This window comes from Staphylococcus sp. HMSC062A01, assembly GCF_001836805.1.
GTDB lineage: Bacteria > Bacillota > Bacilli > Staphylococcales > Staphylococcaceae > Staphylococcus > Staphylococcus haemolyticus.
On record NZ_KV830626.1, the window covers coordinates 1 to 18,354 of the forward strand.

Here is an 18,354-nt window from a genome sequence, read left to right on the forward strand (position 1 = left end):
AAGAAATTCTACAAGCTAAGCAAGCTGGGGATACGACAAAATAAATTTTGAGAAATTATTATTTCTGTCCCACTCCCGTGCTTTTAATATTTTTTAAACTGATAAATATCTAACTTGAGTGATTGACAAAAACTAGGGAACAACCTATCATCAATAATGAAAATGTTTTCATTAAAGGTGGTACTATGGCAACAATAAAAGATGTAGCTCAGAGAGCAGGGTTATCTATATCGACGGTTTCAAGATATTTAAATCATCATCCTTATATTTCTGAGGATAAGAAAATTAAAATCCAACAAGCGATGGATGAACTTGATTATGTGCCAAATTCAGTCGCTATGCAATTGCGTTCTAACAAGTCGTATACGATTGGTATCATTGTACCTAGAATTACGAATCCATATTTCGCGTATTTGATTGATGCAATTGATAAAAAAATTAAAGGCACACCATACCATATGTTAATTATGCAAACATATAATGATAAAGAAGAGGAATTAAGATTATTAAATATGTTTAAGCAAAGACAAATTGCTGGTGTGATAATGGGCGCACTTGAAAATGACATAGAGGTTTTAGAGACGTATACGAAATATGGACCTATTATTTTATCGGCAGATCAGTCAATGCAGTCTGATAAAGTGAAGATTATACATACCACCCAACGTCAAACGACGTATGATGCCATTCAATACTTAATTAATAAAGGATATCGAAACATAGCTTATTGCACGGACAATAATTACTATGATCATTGCTTCAATAAACCTAGAAATGTCGGATTTAGAGTAGCGATGAAAGATAATGGTCTAGATATTAGAAATGAATGGATTTTTAATAATGTTCATACAATTGAAGATGGTGAGCAGATAGGGAAAATATTGTTGCGACAAGAACAGTTACCAGATGCTATATTTACAGGTAGCGATGAAGTGGCATTAGGGTTAATGCACTTTATGACTGCCCATCAAATAGATATTCCTAACCAAATCGCCATTTTGGGATATGATAATCAACCCATTTCTAGTTTATTGAAGATTCCATTATCGACAGTCAATCAACCAGTCAATGACATTGGTATGCAATTGATTAACTATTTATTGGCATTACTTGAAGAGACAGAATTTGAAATCAACAATAATGTATTAAAATTAAATAACGTAGAACGACAAAGCACATAAATAGAGCTTTCCATTTCGAATTTCAAACGAAGTGGAAGGCTTGTTTTGATTTATAAATCAAACAAGGATACTTAAATATTGTAAGTAATTATTTTTATGTGTAAAATGTAAATAACATCTATGTATAATACATGCAAAAGTTAATAAGGGGATGAGTAGCATGGTAAATGTAAAAAAACAAAGAATGAAAATTTACGTACTAGACAATGGACGCATGAAGATGGATAAAAACTTGATGATTGCTAATTCAAACCAAGCGACGATGGATAATCCAAATCAGCCTAATGAAATGCATGAATTTCCTATTTATACTGTATTCATTGATCATCCTGAAGCAAAGATTTTATTCGATACAGCATGTAATCCAAATGCTATGGGAGATAATGGGCGTTGGATTACAGTAACACAAAAAGCGTTTCCATACTTTGCTGACGAAGCATGTCATTTACCTAATCGACTTGAACAAATTGGCATAGACCCTAAAGATGTTGATATTGTTGTGGCCTCTCACTTGCACTTAGATCATGCAGGATGTCTTGAATACTTTACAAATGCGACTGTCATAGTGCATAACGATGAACTCAACGGAACAATGCAATCTTATGCACGTAACCAAAAAGAAGGTGCGTATATATGGGCGGATATAGACGCATGGATTAAAAACGATTTAACTTGGAAGACTATGAAACGAGATGAAGATTATTTAAAACTCGTAGATGGCGTTAAGGTCTTGAATTTTGGCAGTGGTCATGCATGGGGCATGATTGGCTTAGAAATTGAAACTGAAGAACTTGGAACAATTATTCTCGCCTCAGATGCTATTTATACGAAAGAAAGTATGGAACCAACACTTAAACCTCCAGGTATCTTGTATGATTCGGTTGGTTGGACAAATTCTGTAGAAAAGATAAAAAAATTAGCAGCAGAGAAAAACGCACAAATTTGGTTTGGCCACGATGGAGAACAATTTGCAAAATTTCGAAAATCAACAGACGGATATTATGAATAGGGACTTTCAAGGGAGTGTTTAATTATGAAAACAAGAGCAGCAGTATTATATGAAATGGAAGCATCTCAACCTTATAAAGAATCGAAACCTTTAAAAATTGAGAGCTTAGAGTTAGAAGATCCTCATGAGCATGAAGTATTGCTAAAAATACATGCAGCAGGGCTATGCCATTCAGACTTATCAGTAATTAACGGCAGTAGACCTCGATCTTTACCAATGGTACTTGGTCATGAGGCAACTGGCGAAGTATTAAAAGTTGGAAGTAGTGTCACAAGGGTGAAAGAAGGTGACCATGTAGTTTGTACCTTCATTCCAAGCTGTGGTAAATGTATATCATGTAAAGAAGGACGTCCAGCTTTGTGTGAAAATGGAGCTAAAGCAAATGAAAAAGGCGAAATGTTAGAAGGAGGTATTCGATTATCTAATGAAGATGGACAAGTATATCATCATTTAGGTGTCTCTGGATTTGCAGAACACGCAGTTGTCTCTGAAAATTCTATTGTAAAAATCAGTGATGAAATACCATTTGAACGTGCAGCAGTATTTGGTTGTGCTGTCATTACAGGTATTGGTGCTGTGATGAATACAGCTCAAATTCGTCCAGGTAGTAATGTTGCTGTAGTTGGACTAGGTGGTATAGGATTAAATGCCATTATTGGTGCTAAGTTAGCAGGTGCAAATGAAATTATTGCATTAGATATTAATGAAGACAAATTTGATTTAGCTAAGCAGTTTGGAGCTACCGCGACATTTAACTCTAGTGATGATGATATAGATGAACAAATTAAAGAATATGTGCCTGGCGGAGTAGAATATGCATTTGAAACAGCAGGGGTTGTTCCAGCAATGCAAGTCGCCTATAAAATTACTAAACGAGGGGGTACTACAGTAACAACGGGCTTACCTCATCCTAAAGATGAATTTTCATTTCCACAAGTAACATTAGCTGCAGAAGAACGGACAGTTAAAGGTTCTTATGTAGGAAGCTGTGTTCCTGATAGAGATATTCCTCGTTTTATAAGTTTATATAAACAAGGAAGATTAAACATTGATCCACTCATTAGTGAAGTGATTACTCTAGATGATATCAATGAAGGATTTGATAAATTAGCTGGTGGTGATGTCGGTAGAATTATTGTTAAAATGCATTGATTGAAATTAAAAATTTGAGACTGAATAACGAAAAGTCCTCTATTTCAAATGAATGAAGTAGAGGACCTTGTTGTATAAAGTCAAAATTAAAGTGCTTTCTCCACTTTCCAATACACAATAAACATATACCACAGCATTACTACCAATTCTATGCCTAAACCAGTCATGATGATAATGTCAGTACTTCTCATCATACCTACAATTTCAATCACTACTCCGATAATTCCAAACAATAATAACACCCATAAGTATTTTAAAGAATAGATGCCAAATTGTTTTTGTGCTTTAATCCAATTACGATCATTGACCATTGATTTCGTTGTTCGATAACCGTACCAACGATTGCGCTCGGTAGGTGGATGGAATTTAAAGATATAACCAAAGCAACCCATAACAAAGCTTAATGGCAATAATATCATATTATAAACTCCCTTAATAATTTATCGACTATACAACTAAATGATATATTAAAATTTTTTCTTATCCAAATTGCATTAAAATTAGTAATTGTCTAAAATGAAAATTAAAGAGTTCGTTAATAAATGTTATGCAACTCAACTAAAATATGTTTTGAATATAAAAGACGTTGAAATTCTTCAATGAAAGAAGGCGTACTTTGTGATTAAGTATTATGTTAGTTGTTTAGTACTATTTTTCACTTTTGCAATTCTCTGTGGCATGGCACTGGCTGAAGATGTTACTGATGAAGCATCAGTGGTTGCAGTAGGAGATAATTTAATACACCCCGTTGTCTATAATGATGCACTGCAACAAGATGGGTCATTCAATTTTAAGCCTATGTATTTACATATTAAGAACGACATACAATCACCTGACCTTGCATTTATTAATCAAGAATCTCCATTAGGTGGGGATGATCGCCCATTTTCAGGATTTAAGAACTTCAATACTCCGAGTCAGATTGCTCAAGATGTTGTCGAAACCGGATTTGATATGGTAAATGGTGCCAATAATCATTCATTAGATCAAGGTGATGAAGGTGTCCTAAATCACCTCAAGACATGGAATAAGTTTGATAAACAAGTTTTATTTACAGGTATTTTTAATTCGGAAAAGGACGCTCAAACGATACCAGTTATGACTGTGAATGGTATTAAGGTGAGTTTACTTAGTTATACATATGGTACAAATGAAATGACATCACAATATCCTTACACAATTAAAACGTTTGACGAAGCTACTATTAAACAGGATATACAAAAAGCAAAACAACAAAGCGACGTAGTGATAGTGTCTGCCCATTGGGGAAATGAAAATCACCATACACCAAATAAGACACAGAAGAAATACGCTCAATTATTTGCGGATGAGGGTGTAGATGTTGTCATTGGTACACACCCACATGTCATTCAACCGGTTAAATGGGTGAAGAGTAAGCGTGATAATCATCAAACACTTGTCGCATATTCATTAGGTAACTTTCTGAATGGGCAAAATACTGGAGATGAACATAATCAATTATTAGGAAGACTAAATTTTGATATAGTTAAAGCGCCTAAAGGTGCACATATTGAAAATGTGAAGTGGACGAGTATGGTCAATCATTATCAACAGTGGGATCCTACCAATAAAGACACGAGACATGATTTTGAAGTGTATAATTTAGATGATTATAATGAGAAATTAGCCCAACAACATGGATTAATAAACGATAAGAAAAGTCAATGGGATATAAAACATCTTCAAGATATCACGAAAGATGTCATTGATTCTGAATACTTGGATGAAAAGAGTATATGATGCAAAAAAGCCTGTGACATGGTAGAACATGCGACAGGCTTATTTTAATAATTGTAGATGACCTATTTATTCTGTGCTGCAAAGGCTTTTGAAATGTCGCGAAGTTTAGCTGGTGCGTCATCCCACTTCATTGTGACTTCAGTGAAGTGTAATTGCTCTGGAGCAGCGTTAATGGCGTCAAAGACGTTCTGTAAGTCATTCGATGTTTTCACGTCATGCACAATAACATTATCGCCACCGAACACTTTAGGTAAGGCTTTATAATCCCACATACGGATATCATTGTACGTTTCTTCCATGCCGTGGATTAAACGTTCTACTGTATAACCATCGTTATTAATCACAAAGATAATCGGTTTGATATCTTGGCGGATCATCGTAGATAACTCTTGAACTGTAAGTTGTAATGAGCCATCCCCGATTAGTAAGATGTTACGGCGATTTGGATCAGCCATTTGCGTACCTAAAGTAGCTGGTAGAGTATAACCGATAGAACCCCATAATGGTTGTCCTATAAACGTCATGTCTTTCGGTAAAGCTAAATCATACGCACCGAAGAATGATGTACCTTGCTCAGCTAATAAGACATCATCCTCTTTAATGAATTGTTGCATCATGTCAAAGTAAGTTGATTGCGTTAAGATATCATCTGATAATGCGACTTCTTTTGATGTCCCTTTTTCAAAAGTAGGGAACGAGCCCTCATATCGATAATCAATGGTATTAAGTCCATCAATTAAGCTAGGTAGCGTCACATCTTCAGCAACCGTTTCATTCAATTTAAAGTTATGATGATTAAGCATAACCACATCATCAATATCAAATTCATAAGAGAAACCGGCTGTAGCTGAGTCAGTTAATTTAGCGCCAATATTTAAAATGGCATCACTGTTATCGACATAATCTTTAATTTGGTCTTCTGCAATTTTGCCATCGTAAATGCCAATATAATAGGGGTTCTCTTCGTTAAATGCCCCTTTACCTAATGATAATTGAGCGACTGGAATGTGTGTTTGATTAACAAATTGCTCGAGTGCTTTGTGTAAGTGAAAACTGTTGATTTCATGACCTGTGATAATGACTGGTTGTGAAGCGGAGCGTAGTTTGTCAGCGACCATATTAATATATCGATCAACATTTACGTCTGGAATTGGTGCGACATCATACTCTGAATCTACCTCGATTTCAGTCATTGCAACATCAATAGGAAGATGAATGTGCACTGGGCGACGTTCATGAATAGCAGCATTAATGACTCTAGGGATTTCAGTTGTTGCGTTCTCAGCAGTAATGTATGCTTGCGCTGTCGTAATGTGTTCGAACATCTTTTGATAGCTATCGAAACGACCTTCACCCAATGAATGGTGCACATACTTACCGGCTTGTTCTACTGCTTGCGTTGGCGCGCCTGTAATTGCAATCACTGGGACACGTTCAGCATACGAACCTGCGATACCGTTAACAGCACTTAATTCACCAACACCAAATGTAGTAACGAGCACGCCTAGTCCATTGATACGTGCATAGCCATCTGCAGCATAACTACCATTAAGTTCATTAGTCGTTCCTACCCATTCAACGCCTTCATGACGTACGATGTCATCTAGAAAAGCTAGGTTGAAGTCTCCTGGCACGCCAAAGATTTTGTCGACGCCTGCATGATGTACTGCATCCATTAAGTATTGTCCTACACGTTGTTTCATATTCATTCCACCTTTATTTATAAATTAGAATACACTTACAATATAATTATATTGGCTAATAAAGTCAATTTAGTTGACCTTTTTTCGACTGTTTTTTGAAAATTGATTATAATGTGTATAATCATTCATAAATGGAAAAGGAAAGAAATCTATGGATAGTAATAAAAATGATTATGAACATATGTTATTTTACTTCGCATATAAGACATTTATAAAAACGGCAGATGAAATTATTGAAAAATACGACATGAGTCGTCAGCACCATCGCTTTTTGTTCTTCATTAATAAATTGCCTGGTATTACCATTAAGCAATTATTAAAGACATTAGAAATCTCTAAACAAGGATCACATGCGACGTTGCGTAAATTGAAGGAAGAAGGGTTAATTGTTGAACAAACATCTGAAGAAGATCGACGTGTGAAACAATTATTTCCAACGCCTAAAGGCAGTAAGTTAGTTGATAAATTAAATAAAGCACAAGATGAATTAATGCAGAGTACCTTTCAGAAGGTAGGACATGATTGGTATGACATCATGGAAGAACTATCGAATTACAGAGAAGGATTTCAAGATATTCAGCATTTGAAAGATGAGAAGTAAATAGGATTGAATAGTAAAAAGGCATTGCGTAAATGACTACGCAATGCCTTTTAATATGCTTATTAGAAATTTTTACCCATTTCTTGTGCTTCAGTAATTGAAGCGGCTTTAATTTCTTCTGTTCTCTCTGGTTCCGCATTATGACCTTCAATAATTACATTTTCGTATGAAGGTACACCTAAGAATGTCATGATTGTTCTTAAGTAACGGTCGCCACTTTCAACATCTGCAGCTGGACCTTCTGAATAGAAACCACCACGTGATTGAATGTGTAATACTTTTTTATCTGTTAAAAGACCTTGAGGACCTTCTGCAGTGTATTTGAATGTTTTACCTGCAATTGAAATTGCGTCAATGTACGCTTTCAATACAGGTGGGAATGATAAGTTCCACATTGGTGAAACGAAAACATATTTATCAGCTGAAAGGAATTCTTCTAAAATTTCACTGAAACGATCAACTTTTTGTTGTTCATCTTGATTAAGTTCATCGCCATTTCTTAATTTACCGCAACCAGTTAATACATCTTTATCAATAACAGGGATATCTTCTTTGAATAAATCAATGTGCTTCACTTCATCACTTGAATGATTATCTTTGTATGAATCAATAAATGCTTTACCAGCAGCCATAGAATTAGAAGCTAATTCATCTAATGGGTGTGCTGTAATGTATAATAATTTTGCCACAGTCGTGCACCTCATATATATTTATTTCGAAATCGATATAATTAATATACTCGATTTTCAAAATAATACAATACTTTTCATGAAAAATCAGACCAATGGTGTATAAGATAATTAAACGTGACTTTAAAAATGAACAATTTTAAGTGTATAATATAGGTAAATTTAGATTTTAATATTTAAGAAATCTAATAAATGTAGAACCTTAAAGGAGTGACAGACATGAAGGGATTATTAATTACAGTAGTTTTAGGCGTAGCTGCATATGTTGGTTTCAAAAAATACCAAAACAAAGTAAACGAAATGCCAAATATTGAATATTAATGTTTTAAGCCAAGATATCTCTGTGTAGAAATATCTTGGCTTTTTTATATTTATGTAAATTACATAATTATTGTTTGTTGGAGAGACCTTAATTGAGGAAGAGGATAAATGTAAGTATAACTTTTTAAGACAAATAATGAATTTATTGCATAAGGACATATATTGACCGTTCAAAATTGTATAATGTACGGATAAAGAAATCTGAAAGTTTTACTCGGAATTACATAGCTATAAAATGAATTTTTATAAATAAGCTACTAATTCATTACGCAAGTAGTTTATTTATTGCATATTTACATGATAGTTACATTAGTTTTAACGTAAATTCTAACTAATATTATAAGATAAAATGTAATGGTTTTGATGAATGTAAAGAATATATTTTGTAATGTTGAAGAAAAACAAAATTAATTCGCAATTACAAAAAAATAATATTGAAGCACGTCCAGTATGGAAACCAATGCACTTACAACCATACTTTGAATCTTATGATTATATAATGGTTGATGGTATAGATAACAGTGCCTATTTATTTGACCATGGAGTATGTTTACCATCAGGTTCTGATATGACAGATGAGCAGCAAACACGAGTGATTGAAATTATTAAAAGTCTATAAAAAATGAGTGATTAATATTATGAAAAAAAAGAAATCAACTACTTTTAAAGTAATTATTACAATACTGATTATATTATTAGTACTTATTGTTGCTGCAGCTATTTTTGTCTTTACGAAATTACATTCATTAAATAATTCAATTAATGAATCCTTAGATAGAGATCATTCCCAATTAAGACAAAAGGCAGCAAAAGAGGGAGACCCTATGACGGTTGTGCTTTACGGTATAGATGACGATGCTGAAAGACAGCAAGAAAATCTCGGGCAACGTAGTGACTCTATCGTCTTGATGTCAATTAACCCAGAGGATAAAAAAACTGTAATGGTAAGTGTACCTCGTGATACACGTGCTAAAATTGTTGGACATGGAACTACCGAAAAAATTAACCATGCTTATGCATATGGTGGTCCCAAAATGGCAGTCAACTCATTGGAAAAATTAATGGATGTACCTGTTGACCATTATATTTCTATTGATATGGATGGCGTTAAAACAGTAGTAGATGAACTTGGTGGAGTTACAATTACGAGTAATGGCTCTTTTATAACTAAAGATAGTACCAATACCTATCAATTCACTAAAGGTGAGCAATACAAAATGGATGGTAAAAAAGCTTTAGCTTACATGCGTAGTCGTAAGGAAGATGGTGCTGGTGGCGATGAAGGTCGTCAATTGCGTCAACAACAAGTAATTACAGCAGTTGCTAGAGAAGCATTCTCTGTTAACTCAGTAACTAAATTAAACGGTATATTCAAAGCTGCTCAAGATAACTTGAAAACAGATTTAAGCTTCGTACAGTTAAATCGCTTCAAATCTGACTATGATAAAGCACAAGACAATGTTAAACGTTTAACAATTAACGGTCAAAATGCACTTGGTGATGACAATCTATACTACTTCTATCCTGATAAAAATAGTCTAAAAGAAGTTAATGAGAAATTAAAAGAAAACTTAAATCTTAACTAAATGAAAGCACCTTGTCGATGATATAAATCATTGACAAAGTGCTTTTAAATTGCAATTAACCTTTATTATACTTAAATTTTTAGTCTTAATTATTGTTGGTTTTGATTAGATGTTACATCGTTATTAAAGAAATCAAAGATATTTTTTGCGCTATCTGTATTATCATTATTACCAGCAAATTTATTTTCACCTGGTCCATGTGCATATGTGTTTACGTCTTCACCTGTATGACCATAAGTAGTCCAACCAGTGTGAGATTCATCGTTGATTGGTTTTTGAATCGCATCTTGAAGTTTAGTAGTTGCTGCAGCTACTTTTTCATCGTCTTCACTTTTAGCTTTATCTTGAGCTTCTTTCAATTCTTTAGCAGCGTCTTTAACTTTATCCATTTGTTTAGAAGGGAATTCGATACCATAACCTTCGTTGATTACTTTTTCAGGATCTTTGCCATCTGCAATTTGTTTAGTCATGTAGCTACCAGAGTGTTTCATTTTATGAATTGCTTCTGGATTCCATACGTAATCTTTCCCTTTAGCAATTGATAAACCACCAGTTGAATGATCGGCAGTTGCTACAACTAAAGTGTCTTTGTGTTTGTTTGAGTAGTCTATTGCATTTTGGAAAGCTTTTTCAAATCCGCCCATTTCTGACATAACACCAGTAATGTCGTTAGGGTGTCCTGATTTATCGATAGACGCACCTTCGACCATTAAGAAGAACCCTTTATCATTCTTTTCTAGTTTAGATAAGGCACTGTTTTCCATATCTACTAATAATGGATTACTTTGTGGTGCATCGATTTGTAAAGGCATATCTTTTTCAGAGAATAAACCTAATACTTGATCACTTTGTGAATTAGCAAGTTCATCTTTGTTTGTTACATAATCATAACCGTCTTTTTGGAACTTATTCGTTAAATTACCATTTTCTTTACCGAAGTATTTAGAACCGCCACCTAAAATAACATCAGCTTTATGTTGACCATTAATTTTGTCATTGTAAAACTGTTGCGCGATTTCGTCTTTCTTATCACGGTCATCAACGTGTGCAGCATATACGGCTGGTGTTGCATCTGTTACTTCAGCAGTTGTCACAATACCAGTTGATTTGCCAAGTTCTTTCGCTTTTTCTAGAACGGATTTTAATGGCTTTTTATTATTATCTACTGAAATTGCACCATTATATGTTTTGTGACCAGTTGCAAAGGCTGTACCACCTGCAGCTGAATCTGTTACATTCTCTTTAGGGTCATTAGGGTTAGTACGGTTAGTACCCTTTAAATATTTGTCAAATGCAGTTTGATCTAATTCTTTAGTATTTGGATTGTCGGCATAGTAACGATAAGCTGAATTGTATGCAGGTCCCATACCATCGCCGACCATGAAAATAACGTTTTTAGGATTCTTTGTGTTACCGATGGCCATGTAATCTTCATTTTGTCCTTGTTGGCCTTGGTTACCTTCGCCAGAACCTGACGCGAATGACACGTGTGTTGTCCCTAATACAGATGCAGCTAAGATTGAACTTGCTACTGTTGTTTTACCAAATTTATTGATGAAACTCATTTAAAAAAAGCCTCCTAATATGTATATTGTATAGTTGTTACACTATTCATATTAAGAAATTTAATTTGATTTTCAGTTAGTATAAAGTTATTTTTAAGTAAAGTAATTGTAAACAATTATTAATGAATAGAATTTATTTTATATTTAGTTTTATCATATGTTGTAAACGTTTTACTTTTATAATTGTTAAAAGTGAGTTATAATACCAATAAATAAAATAGTTCGTCTTATTAAGAGTGAGTGGAGGGAATTGGCCCTATGAAGCTCCAGCAACTGCGTTTGACGTGAGGTGCTAAATCCAACAGGAGTTCCTGAAAGATAAGAAGATGTCCGTGAGCGCTTCTTATTTAAGGAGGGCTATTTTATTTACCCAAATTTAGAAAAGGTGGTAAATCTTATGGAAACATTGAAAGAACTATTTGAACAATTAGACTATTGGGAGCAATATTCACCAAAGAGCTATGGTGGAAGTATGTTGAGAGTAGCCAAAATAGGAGAAGCCAAAACACAAATATACGACAGTATTTCAATAGAAGATATTAGAACTTACATCTTAAATAAAAAGTAATATCTAATCTGTACTTATGAGTCGCAATTAAATTTATAATCTTTATTATGATTGAAGCGGTACGTTGAAATAGTCATTATTTCGGTATCGCTTCAGTTTTTTGATGTTCATTTTATAAGTAAAGTTGTAAAATGAAGACTAAGACGATGTATCAATCAAATATAAAATATAGAGGTGTTCAATCGATGATATTTGTAATGTTATCACCACTACTCATCATTGGATTTATCGCATTATCAATAATGGAAGAACGTAAACGTAAAAAGAAAACTGAACAAAAAGAAGCAGAATTTGAAAAGGAAAAGAATAAAGTTTCAAATCCTGATTATGACGACGACCACAAAGCTTAATAAATCATTAGTAATGAAAGGTGAGCAATATGAAAGTATTCATCGTGGAAGATGATTTTATCATTGCAGAAAGTTTAGAGCAAGAGTTATCGAAATGGAATTATGAGGTCATCGTGGCTAAACAATTTGATAATATTATCGACGTATTTCATGCAAATCAACCGCAACTCGTATTGCTCGATATCAATCTACCGACATTCAATGGCTATCACTGGTGTCAGGAGATACGTAAGACTTCTAATGTACCGATTATGTTTATTAGTTCAAGAACCGACAATATGGATCAAATTATGGCAATTCAAATGGGCGGCGATGACTTTATCGAGAAACCATTTAATTTATCGTTAACTATAACTAAGATTCAAGCATTATTACGTAGAACGTATGATTTAGCAGTGTCTAATAATGAAATTACTGTTAAAAATTGCAAACTTGTTGTAGATGAAGCAACACTTTACCATGAAGACGAATCGGTTCAATCGGTTCAATTGTCCTTTACTGAATTACAAATCTTAAATATGTTGTTCCGCAATGTAGGTAAGTATGTCAGCCGTACCGCATTGATTGAAAAGTGTTGGGAGTCGGAGAATTTTATAGATGACAATACTTTAGCAGTCAATATGACACGATTGCGTAAGAAATTACAATCGATAGGTGTTATAGATTTAATTGAAACTAAGAAGAATGTTGGATATAAGGTGTCTTAATTATGCTGAAAGCTTTTATTAAATCAATATTAAATGAAATTATTATAGTTATCACATTTATATTATTATTCTTACTTATCTTCTTTCTATTTAATTTGCCACTGAGTGCGTATCTATTAGGTGCCGGAATAATGCTATTCATCATGATAATTTATTGGTTAGTACAATTAAGTGGGTTTAGAGAACAAGTTCAGATGAGAGACACTATTCATGAACTAGAGCATGAATTGCAACAGGTGAAAAGTGATCAAACTGAATATCAAGCTAATGTGGAGAATTACTTCTTAACGTGGGTTCATCAAATGAAGACGCCTATTACAGCATCTAAATTGTTGTTAGAGCGTAATGAAGATAATGTCGTCAATCGAGTGCGACAAGAAATTATTCAAATTGATAATTATACAAGTTTAGCGTTAAGTTATTTAAAATTGATGAACCAAGAAACGGATATGTCCTTTTCAAAAGTAAAGATTAATGACCTTGTCCGTCCATTAATTATGAAATATTCTATTCAATTTATTGATCAGAAGACAAAGATTCATTATGAACGGTGTGAGGATGAAGTTCTGACCGATGCACAATGGTGTTCGATTATGATTGAACAGATTCTAAATAATGCATTGAAGTATGCGCGAGGTAAGGACATTTGGATTACGTTTGACCAACAACAGCATGTATTGACTATTCGTGATAATGGTGTCGGTATTAGTCAAGCTGACTTACCGAAGATCTTTGATAAAGGCTATTCAGGATATAATGGTCGATTGAATGCTAATTCATCAGGCATTGGATTGTTTATTGTTAAACATATCTCTCAACATTTACATCATCATGTAGATGTACAGTCTGAGTTGAACAAAGGTACGGCATTTAGTATTTATTTCCCGAAAAATAATTAAACTTTCAATATTGTAAGCTAGCCAACAACATTTGTAAGAAATTATCAATGTTGTTGGCATTTTTTTGTTTTATGATAGAGATAACAAAAGGAACATGAGGTCTTAAATTATTGGATTACATCTTCATTGTGATCATTTTTGTAAAAAATTATTAAAGAGAGCGAGGTTGAAGCGATGTTATTAGACGTCAAAAATGTAAAGAAAACGTTTGGCAGAGGGTTAAATGCGACTACTGCGCTGAATGGCATTTCATTTACAGTTGATAAGGGAGAATTTGTAGCCATTATGGGTGAGTCGGGTTCAGGTAAATCCACATTATTAAACTTAATTGCAACGTTTGATAAAGTGTCTGAAGGCAACATCACTATTAACACTCAAGATATTCGCAAGTTACGTAATAAGCAAATTGCGCATTTTCGTCGTGATAATCTTGGCTTTGTCTTTCAAGATTTCAACGTCTTACCAACTATGACGAATCAAGATAACATCTTAATGCCACTTGTGCTTGCTAACCGCTCTCATAAAGTAATGGAACAGCGTATGAATGCGCTAAGTTCTAAATTAGGTATTGAGAAATTACTTTCTAAATACCCGTATCAAGTTTCTGGTGGTGAACAACAACGAATTGCGATTGGTCGTGCATTAATCAATGAACCCGATTTACTGCTCGCCGATGAGCCGACCGGTGCGCTCGATTCAAAGACTTCGAAACAAATCATGACGCTATTTCGAGAAATTAATGATAATACGCAAACGATATTAATGGTAACTCATTCAACTATCGATGCGTCTTATGCTAAACGAGTATTATTTATTAAAGATGGACGTTTGTATCATGAAATTTACCGAGGGGAAGAATCGCAACAAGATTTTCAAAAGCGTATCGCTGATAGTTTGGCTATTCTGAATGAAAGTGGGTACTAACATGACCATACATATGCTCTGGAAGATGATTGCTCAAAACTTCAAGATGCAGCGACATGTGATCATGCCCTTTATATTAGCACTGAGCATCATGTTCGCAACGGAATTTATTCTATTATCTTTAAATATGAATGACTACGTCCAAAAACGAAGTCAGCTATTACCTATATTTATTGGTGTGGGAAATTTCTTTATGAGTGTCTTGGGTTTTATATTTATTTTATATGCCAATCGCTTCATGATGAAACGTCGTCAACAGGAACTTGCGATGAACATGATACTTGGAATGGAGAAGAAACATTTCCGAATGATTAGGCTCATCGAGATGGTATATCAATATGTTTTAATCGCGGTTATCAGTATAACTGGTGGCTATCTCTTTGGCGTATTAATTTTTATGCTTATGAATAAATTAATGCATCAAACGGGCATGTCGCTATTGGATTATCCTTTTGATGTGAAAGCGATGTGCATTACTTTAATTATTTTAGCAGCGGTAATGTTATTTCTCTTCTTGATTAACAATTTAAAAATATTATTCCAAAGTCCTATTAAATTAATACATCAACGTCAAAGAGCTGAAAGAAAGTTACCCAAATTTGTATTATACGTTTTACTAGTTATTGGAGTTGTTACGTTATTTAGCAGTTATCACATTGCGCTCTCTAATCAAATGGTATTACGCTCGTTATATGATTTGTTCGGTGCAATTGGCTTGGTTATGATTGGGACATATTGCTTATATTTATCGTTAGGCGTTTTACTATTAGATTGGTTAAAACGAATCCCTAAATGGTATTATAATCCCAAATACTTTTTTACCATTTCAGGATTGCAGTCTAGGATGAATTCAAATGCGATTGGACTTGCAAGCATCACGATGTTATGTACATTTCTAATTGTTACTGTGGGTATGACGATTTCAACTTATAGAGGGATATCGAATCAGGTCGATTCTATTATGTCGGATCAATATAGAGTTTCAATGGATGGAAATCTTCACAATAATAAGAAGACTCAGGAGAAAGTACGTCATTTGGAACGTGATATTAAAGATCATGCTAAAGTTGATTTCTTTAAGAAGAATGCAGTTTCACTGATTGCGGTGGATTACAAACAACCAGGATTATTTAAACATCGTAATAATAAAGATTATAATATGACGATTAATAGTACCTATCTCGTGATTATGACACAGCACGATTATAATGAGCTAAATACGAAGAAGGTTAAGTTGAAACATGGGGAATTAGGATTTGAAAGTTTAAATCAACCTTTTAAAAAATTAAGAACTGCAACAATGATGGGGGACCAATTCAATATTAAACAGTTAAATGGTCATAATTATTCGTATCCAGTTCCAGGAGCGTTAACTATTATTACTCCAGATGATAAGACATTCCAACAATTAAACAATTATTATGTCAATGCTGATAAGAACGACCATCATGGCACGCAGAAAGTTCAAAATACATTTATGCATTTTAATATCATGACAAAGCATACATCTGATTTTGATAAGTTGAAAAATACATTAATGCAACGCTATAAAGTGAGTATTGATGATAAAAAAGAAGTGGCGGGCACATTATATGAAATTAATGGAGGACTTATCTTTATTGGAACGGTAGTGTCTATCATTTTATTCATTGGCACATTTCTAATGATGTATTATAAAAATGTTGCAGAAGGATATGAGGACCGTAAGAATTATCAAATTATGCAGCAAGTTGGTATAGATAATGACAGAATTAAAGATACCATTAATAAACAAATTATATGGATATTTGCATTGCCAATTATTGTCGCAACGATTCATGTTATCTTTGCTTCAAAAATAATATATAACGTGTTAAGTATTCTGAATGTTAATCATGTTGGTGTGTTTGTGACAAGTTATGTCGGTGTTATTATTTCGGTTGTTGTTATGTATGCGTTGATGTATTGGATTACATCGCGTATTTATTACATGATTGTTAATCGATATCACTAGATCGAGTATTAAAAATTTGCCATACTTTTTAAAAATTAAGTGTAACCTAATCATCGGTAGGGTATACAACAAAAAAAGGAGGCGTAAAAATGGCTAATCAAACAAACGATAATACATTACATCACACGCAAAATAACAAGATTAAACGCACAGTTGAACATATCCTTACTTGGCTAGGGGTTGTATTGCAAGCAATAGCTGCAATCATGTTCTTAGTTCTTAAACCTTTAATGGGAAATAATAACTTTAAAGATCAAATGATTAGTGAATCTCAAAAGCAAGGTAATTCAGTATCTACTTCAGAATTGAATCAAGGTATTGATGCTTTAGGTAGTTTCATTAGCTTCTTAACTTGGGGTGCTGTAATTTCACTAATTTTAGCGATTATTGGCGGTATTTTAATTAGTAAAAAACCTAAAATTGCAGGTATCTTATTAATTATTGCAGGTCTAATTGCATTATTGTCTAACTGGATTAGTTTTATTCTTTGGATCGTAGCTGGTATTATGCTACTTGTAAGAAAAGGTAAGAAAAAAGATAATTACGCTAATGGCTATTATGACAATAACAACCGTCGTGAAAATCATCATGATGATAAAGATGTTAACGCTAAAAACAATGCATTCATCTTAGATGAAGAAGATAAAGCGAAAGAAAAAAGAGATATTAAAGAACATTATTCTAATGATGATGTTCATAATGGTAGTCATAACCATTCAAATCACAATGATAACAATCGTTATGACAATAATAATCATGACCGTTCTAATTTAGAGCGTAATGATTATCAAGAGTCTAATCGTCGGGATGACTTACATCGTTCAGATGAAGACTTTAACCGTCGTAATGATGTAGATTGGTCTTCAGATGACCGTAAAGACAATAACTTTAATCAAAATAAAGAGCACAATCATAATCATCACAATGAAGAACGTAGTCAATTTGGTTCTCATAGTGATAGATATCAAGATGAAACACATAAAGATTTAAATGATTTTGATAAAGATCGAAATGAGCATAAAGATAACGATTTTGTACGTGATGAAGCAGACAAATTGAAAGATAAAAAAGATAATGACCCATATAAATATTAATAGTTGAGTCGTTTAAAGAGTGAGACGAATGTCTCGCTCTTTTTAATTGTAATAAAGAAGTCGGTGACGTCCCTAAGTTAGCATCACCGACTTTACGTTAATTTCTATTATATGGATAAATAAAATGAATTTTCTACAATACTACTAGTCTAAGCTTCTCTCAGACAATGCTTATTTCAACATGACATTTTTGCTACTATGATAAAATTGCCTGGCGGTCACCTCTGTCTCTTTTTTAAAGTAAAAAATAC

General features: G+C 33.5%; 18 protein-coding genes, 1 pseudogene and 1 riboswitch. Of the genes and pseudogenes, 15 read left to right on the forward strand and 4 right to left on the reverse strand.

Features of this window, described 5'->3' with window-relative positions:
• Window positions 1–185 precede the first annotated feature (185 nt).
• From HMPREF2715_RS07340 to HMPREF2715_RS07350, 3 genes are all read left to right on the forward strand, one after another.
• Entirely contained in the window at window positions 186–1,181 is a 996-nt protein-coding gene (locus tag HMPREF2715_RS07340; RefSeq protein WP_037551475.1) for a LacI family DNA-binding transcriptional regulator, read from the forward strand.
• Between the two features lie 160 nt (window positions 1,182–1,341).
• Window positions 1,342–2,190: an AhlS family quorum-quenching N-acyl homoserine lactonase gene (locus tag HMPREF2715_RS07345; RefSeq protein WP_037551477.1), complete on the forward strand. Its 849-nt coding sequence runs from the start codon at window positions 1,342–1,344 to the stop codon at window positions 2,188–2,190.
• Window positions 2,191–2,214: 24 nt separating this feature from the next.
• Window positions 2,215–3,342 (forward strand): zinc-dependent alcohol dehydrogenase family protein, encoded by a 1,128-nt coding sequence (locus HMPREF2715_RS07350; RefSeq protein ID WP_070581017.1) that lies wholly within the window; start codon window positions 2,215–2,217, stop codon window positions 3,340–3,342.
• A gap of 86 nt (window positions 3,343–3,428) precedes the next feature.
• Here the strand turns inward: HMPREF2715_RS07350 and HMPREF2715_RS07355 are convergent, their stop codons facing one another.
• On the reverse strand, window positions 3,429–3,761 hold the full coding sequence (locus tag HMPREF2715_RS07355; protein ID WP_037551487.1) for an SdpI family protein: 333 nt from the start codon (window positions 3,759–3,761) through the stop codon (window positions 3,429–3,431).
• Window positions 3,762–4,020: 259 nt separating this feature from the next.
• On the opposite strand from HMPREF2715_RS07355, the gene HMPREF2715_RS07360 reads away from it, so the two are divergent.
• Window positions 4,021–5,103, forward strand: coding sequence for a CapA family protein (locus tag HMPREF2715_RS07360; protein ID WP_176743870.1), 1,083 nt, complete (start codon window positions 4,021–4,023; stop codon window positions 5,101–5,103).
• 62 nt (window positions 5,104–5,165) lie between these two features.
• Here the strand turns inward: HMPREF2715_RS07360 and HMPREF2715_RS07365 are convergent, their stop codons facing one another.
• On the reverse strand, window positions 5,166–6,806 hold the full coding sequence (locus HMPREF2715_RS07365; RefSeq protein ID WP_070839740.1) for an alpha-keto acid decarboxylase family protein: 1,641 nt from the start codon (window positions 6,804–6,806) through the stop codon (window positions 5,166–5,168).
• A gap of 151 nt (window positions 6,807–6,957) precedes the next feature.
• Between HMPREF2715_RS07365 and HMPREF2715_RS07370 the strand changes: the two genes are divergently transcribed.
• Window positions 6,958–7,407 carry a MarR family winged helix-turn-helix transcriptional regulator gene (locus HMPREF2715_RS07370; protein ID WP_037551495.1) on the forward strand — a complete coding sequence of 150 codons (450 nt, stop codon included), beginning with the start codon at window positions 6,958–6,960 and terminating at the stop codon, window positions 7,405–7,407.
• A 62-nt stretch (window positions 7,408–7,469) separates the two neighbouring features.
• Here HMPREF2715_RS07370 and HMPREF2715_RS07375 read toward each other — a convergent pair whose 3' ends face one another.
• Window positions 7,470–8,096, reverse strand: coding sequence for an FMN-dependent NADH-azoreductase (locus HMPREF2715_RS07375; protein ID WP_070581013.1), 627 nt, complete (start codon window positions 8,094–8,096; stop codon window positions 7,470–7,472).
• A 219-nt stretch (window positions 8,097–8,315) separates the two neighbouring features.
• On the opposite strand from HMPREF2715_RS07375, the gene HMPREF2715_RS11680 reads away from it, so the two are divergent.
• The 3 genes and pseudogenes from HMPREF2715_RS11680 to HMPREF2715_RS07385 all read left to right on the forward strand — a co-directional run bounded on the left by HMPREF2715_RS11680 (window position 8,316) and on the right by HMPREF2715_RS07385 (window position 10,003).
• Complete coding sequence (locus HMPREF2715_RS11680; protein WP_016930637.1) at window positions 8,316–8,417, forward strand: SE2200 family small protein; 102 nt, start codon at window positions 8,316–8,318, stop codon at window positions 8,415–8,417.
• 400 nt (window positions 8,418–8,817) lie between these two features.
• Window positions 8,818–9,036: pseudogene (locus tag HMPREF2715_RS07380) on the forward strand (DegT/DnrJ/EryC1/StrS family aminotransferase); the annotation flags it as partial.
• A gap of 19 nt (window positions 9,037–9,055) precedes the next feature.
• Complete coding sequence (locus HMPREF2715_RS07385) at window positions 9,056–10,003, forward strand: LCP family protein (protein ID WP_070440973.1); 948 nt, start codon at window positions 9,056–9,058, stop codon at window positions 10,001–10,003.
• 89 nt (window positions 10,004–10,092) lie between these two features.
• On the opposite strand, the gene HMPREF2715_RS07390 is transcribed toward HMPREF2715_RS07385, so the two are convergent.
• The gene (locus tag HMPREF2715_RS07390) at window positions 10,093–11,568 is read right to left on the reverse strand and encodes an alkaline phosphatase (protein ID WP_070440970.1); all 1,476 of its coding nucleotides are present in this window, start codon (window positions 11,566–11,568) and stop codon (window positions 10,093–10,095) included.
• 224 nt (window positions 11,569–11,792) lie between these two features.
• Window positions 11,793–11,893, forward strand: a riboswitch (SAM riboswitch).
• Window positions 11,894–11,965: 72 nt separating this feature from the next.
• On the opposite strand from HMPREF2715_RS07390, the gene HMPREF2715_RS12050 reads away from it, so the two are divergent.
• From HMPREF2715_RS12050 to HMPREF2715_RS07415, 7 genes are all read left to right on the forward strand, one after another.
• Window positions 11,966–12,136 (forward strand): hypothetical protein, encoded by a 171-nt coding sequence (locus HMPREF2715_RS12050; RefSeq protein WP_176744128.1) that lies wholly within the window; start codon window positions 11,966–11,968, stop codon window positions 12,134–12,136.
• A gap of 185 nt (window positions 12,137–12,321) precedes the next feature.
• Window positions 12,322–12,486 (forward strand): hypothetical protein, encoded by a 165-nt coding sequence (locus HMPREF2715_RS12055; RefSeq protein ID WP_016930641.1) that lies wholly within the window; start codon window positions 12,322–12,324, stop codon window positions 12,484–12,486.
• 29 nt (window positions 12,487–12,515) lie between these two features.
• Window positions 12,516–13,193 carry a response regulator transcription factor gene (locus tag HMPREF2715_RS07395; protein WP_070440967.1) on the forward strand — a complete coding sequence of 226 codons (678 nt, stop codon included), beginning with the start codon at window positions 12,516–12,518 and terminating at the stop codon, window positions 13,191–13,193.
• 2 nt (window positions 13,194–13,195) lie between these two features.
• A complete protein-coding gene (locus HMPREF2715_RS07400) occupies window positions 13,196–14,092 on the forward strand; it encodes a sensor histidine kinase (protein WP_053036308.1) in 897 nt (298 codons plus the stop codon).
• 174 nt (window positions 14,093–14,266) lie between these two features.
• Window positions 14,267–15,016 (forward strand): ABC transporter ATP-binding protein, encoded by a 750-nt coding sequence (locus tag HMPREF2715_RS07405; protein ID WP_070440961.1) that lies wholly within the window; start codon window positions 14,267–14,269, stop codon window positions 15,014–15,016.
• A 1-nt stretch (window position 15,017) separates the two neighbouring features.
• Window positions 15,018–17,009, forward strand: coding sequence for an ABC transporter permease (locus tag HMPREF2715_RS07410; RefSeq protein WP_070581008.1), 1,992 nt, complete (start codon window positions 15,018–15,020; stop codon window positions 17,007–17,009).
• An 89-nt stretch (window positions 17,010–17,098) separates the two neighbouring features.
• Entirely contained in the window at window positions 17,099–18,103 is a 1,005-nt protein-coding gene (locus HMPREF2715_RS07415; RefSeq protein ID WP_070440955.1) for a DUF4064 domain-containing protein, read from the forward strand.
• Window positions 18,104–18,354: the final 251 nt, after the last annotated feature.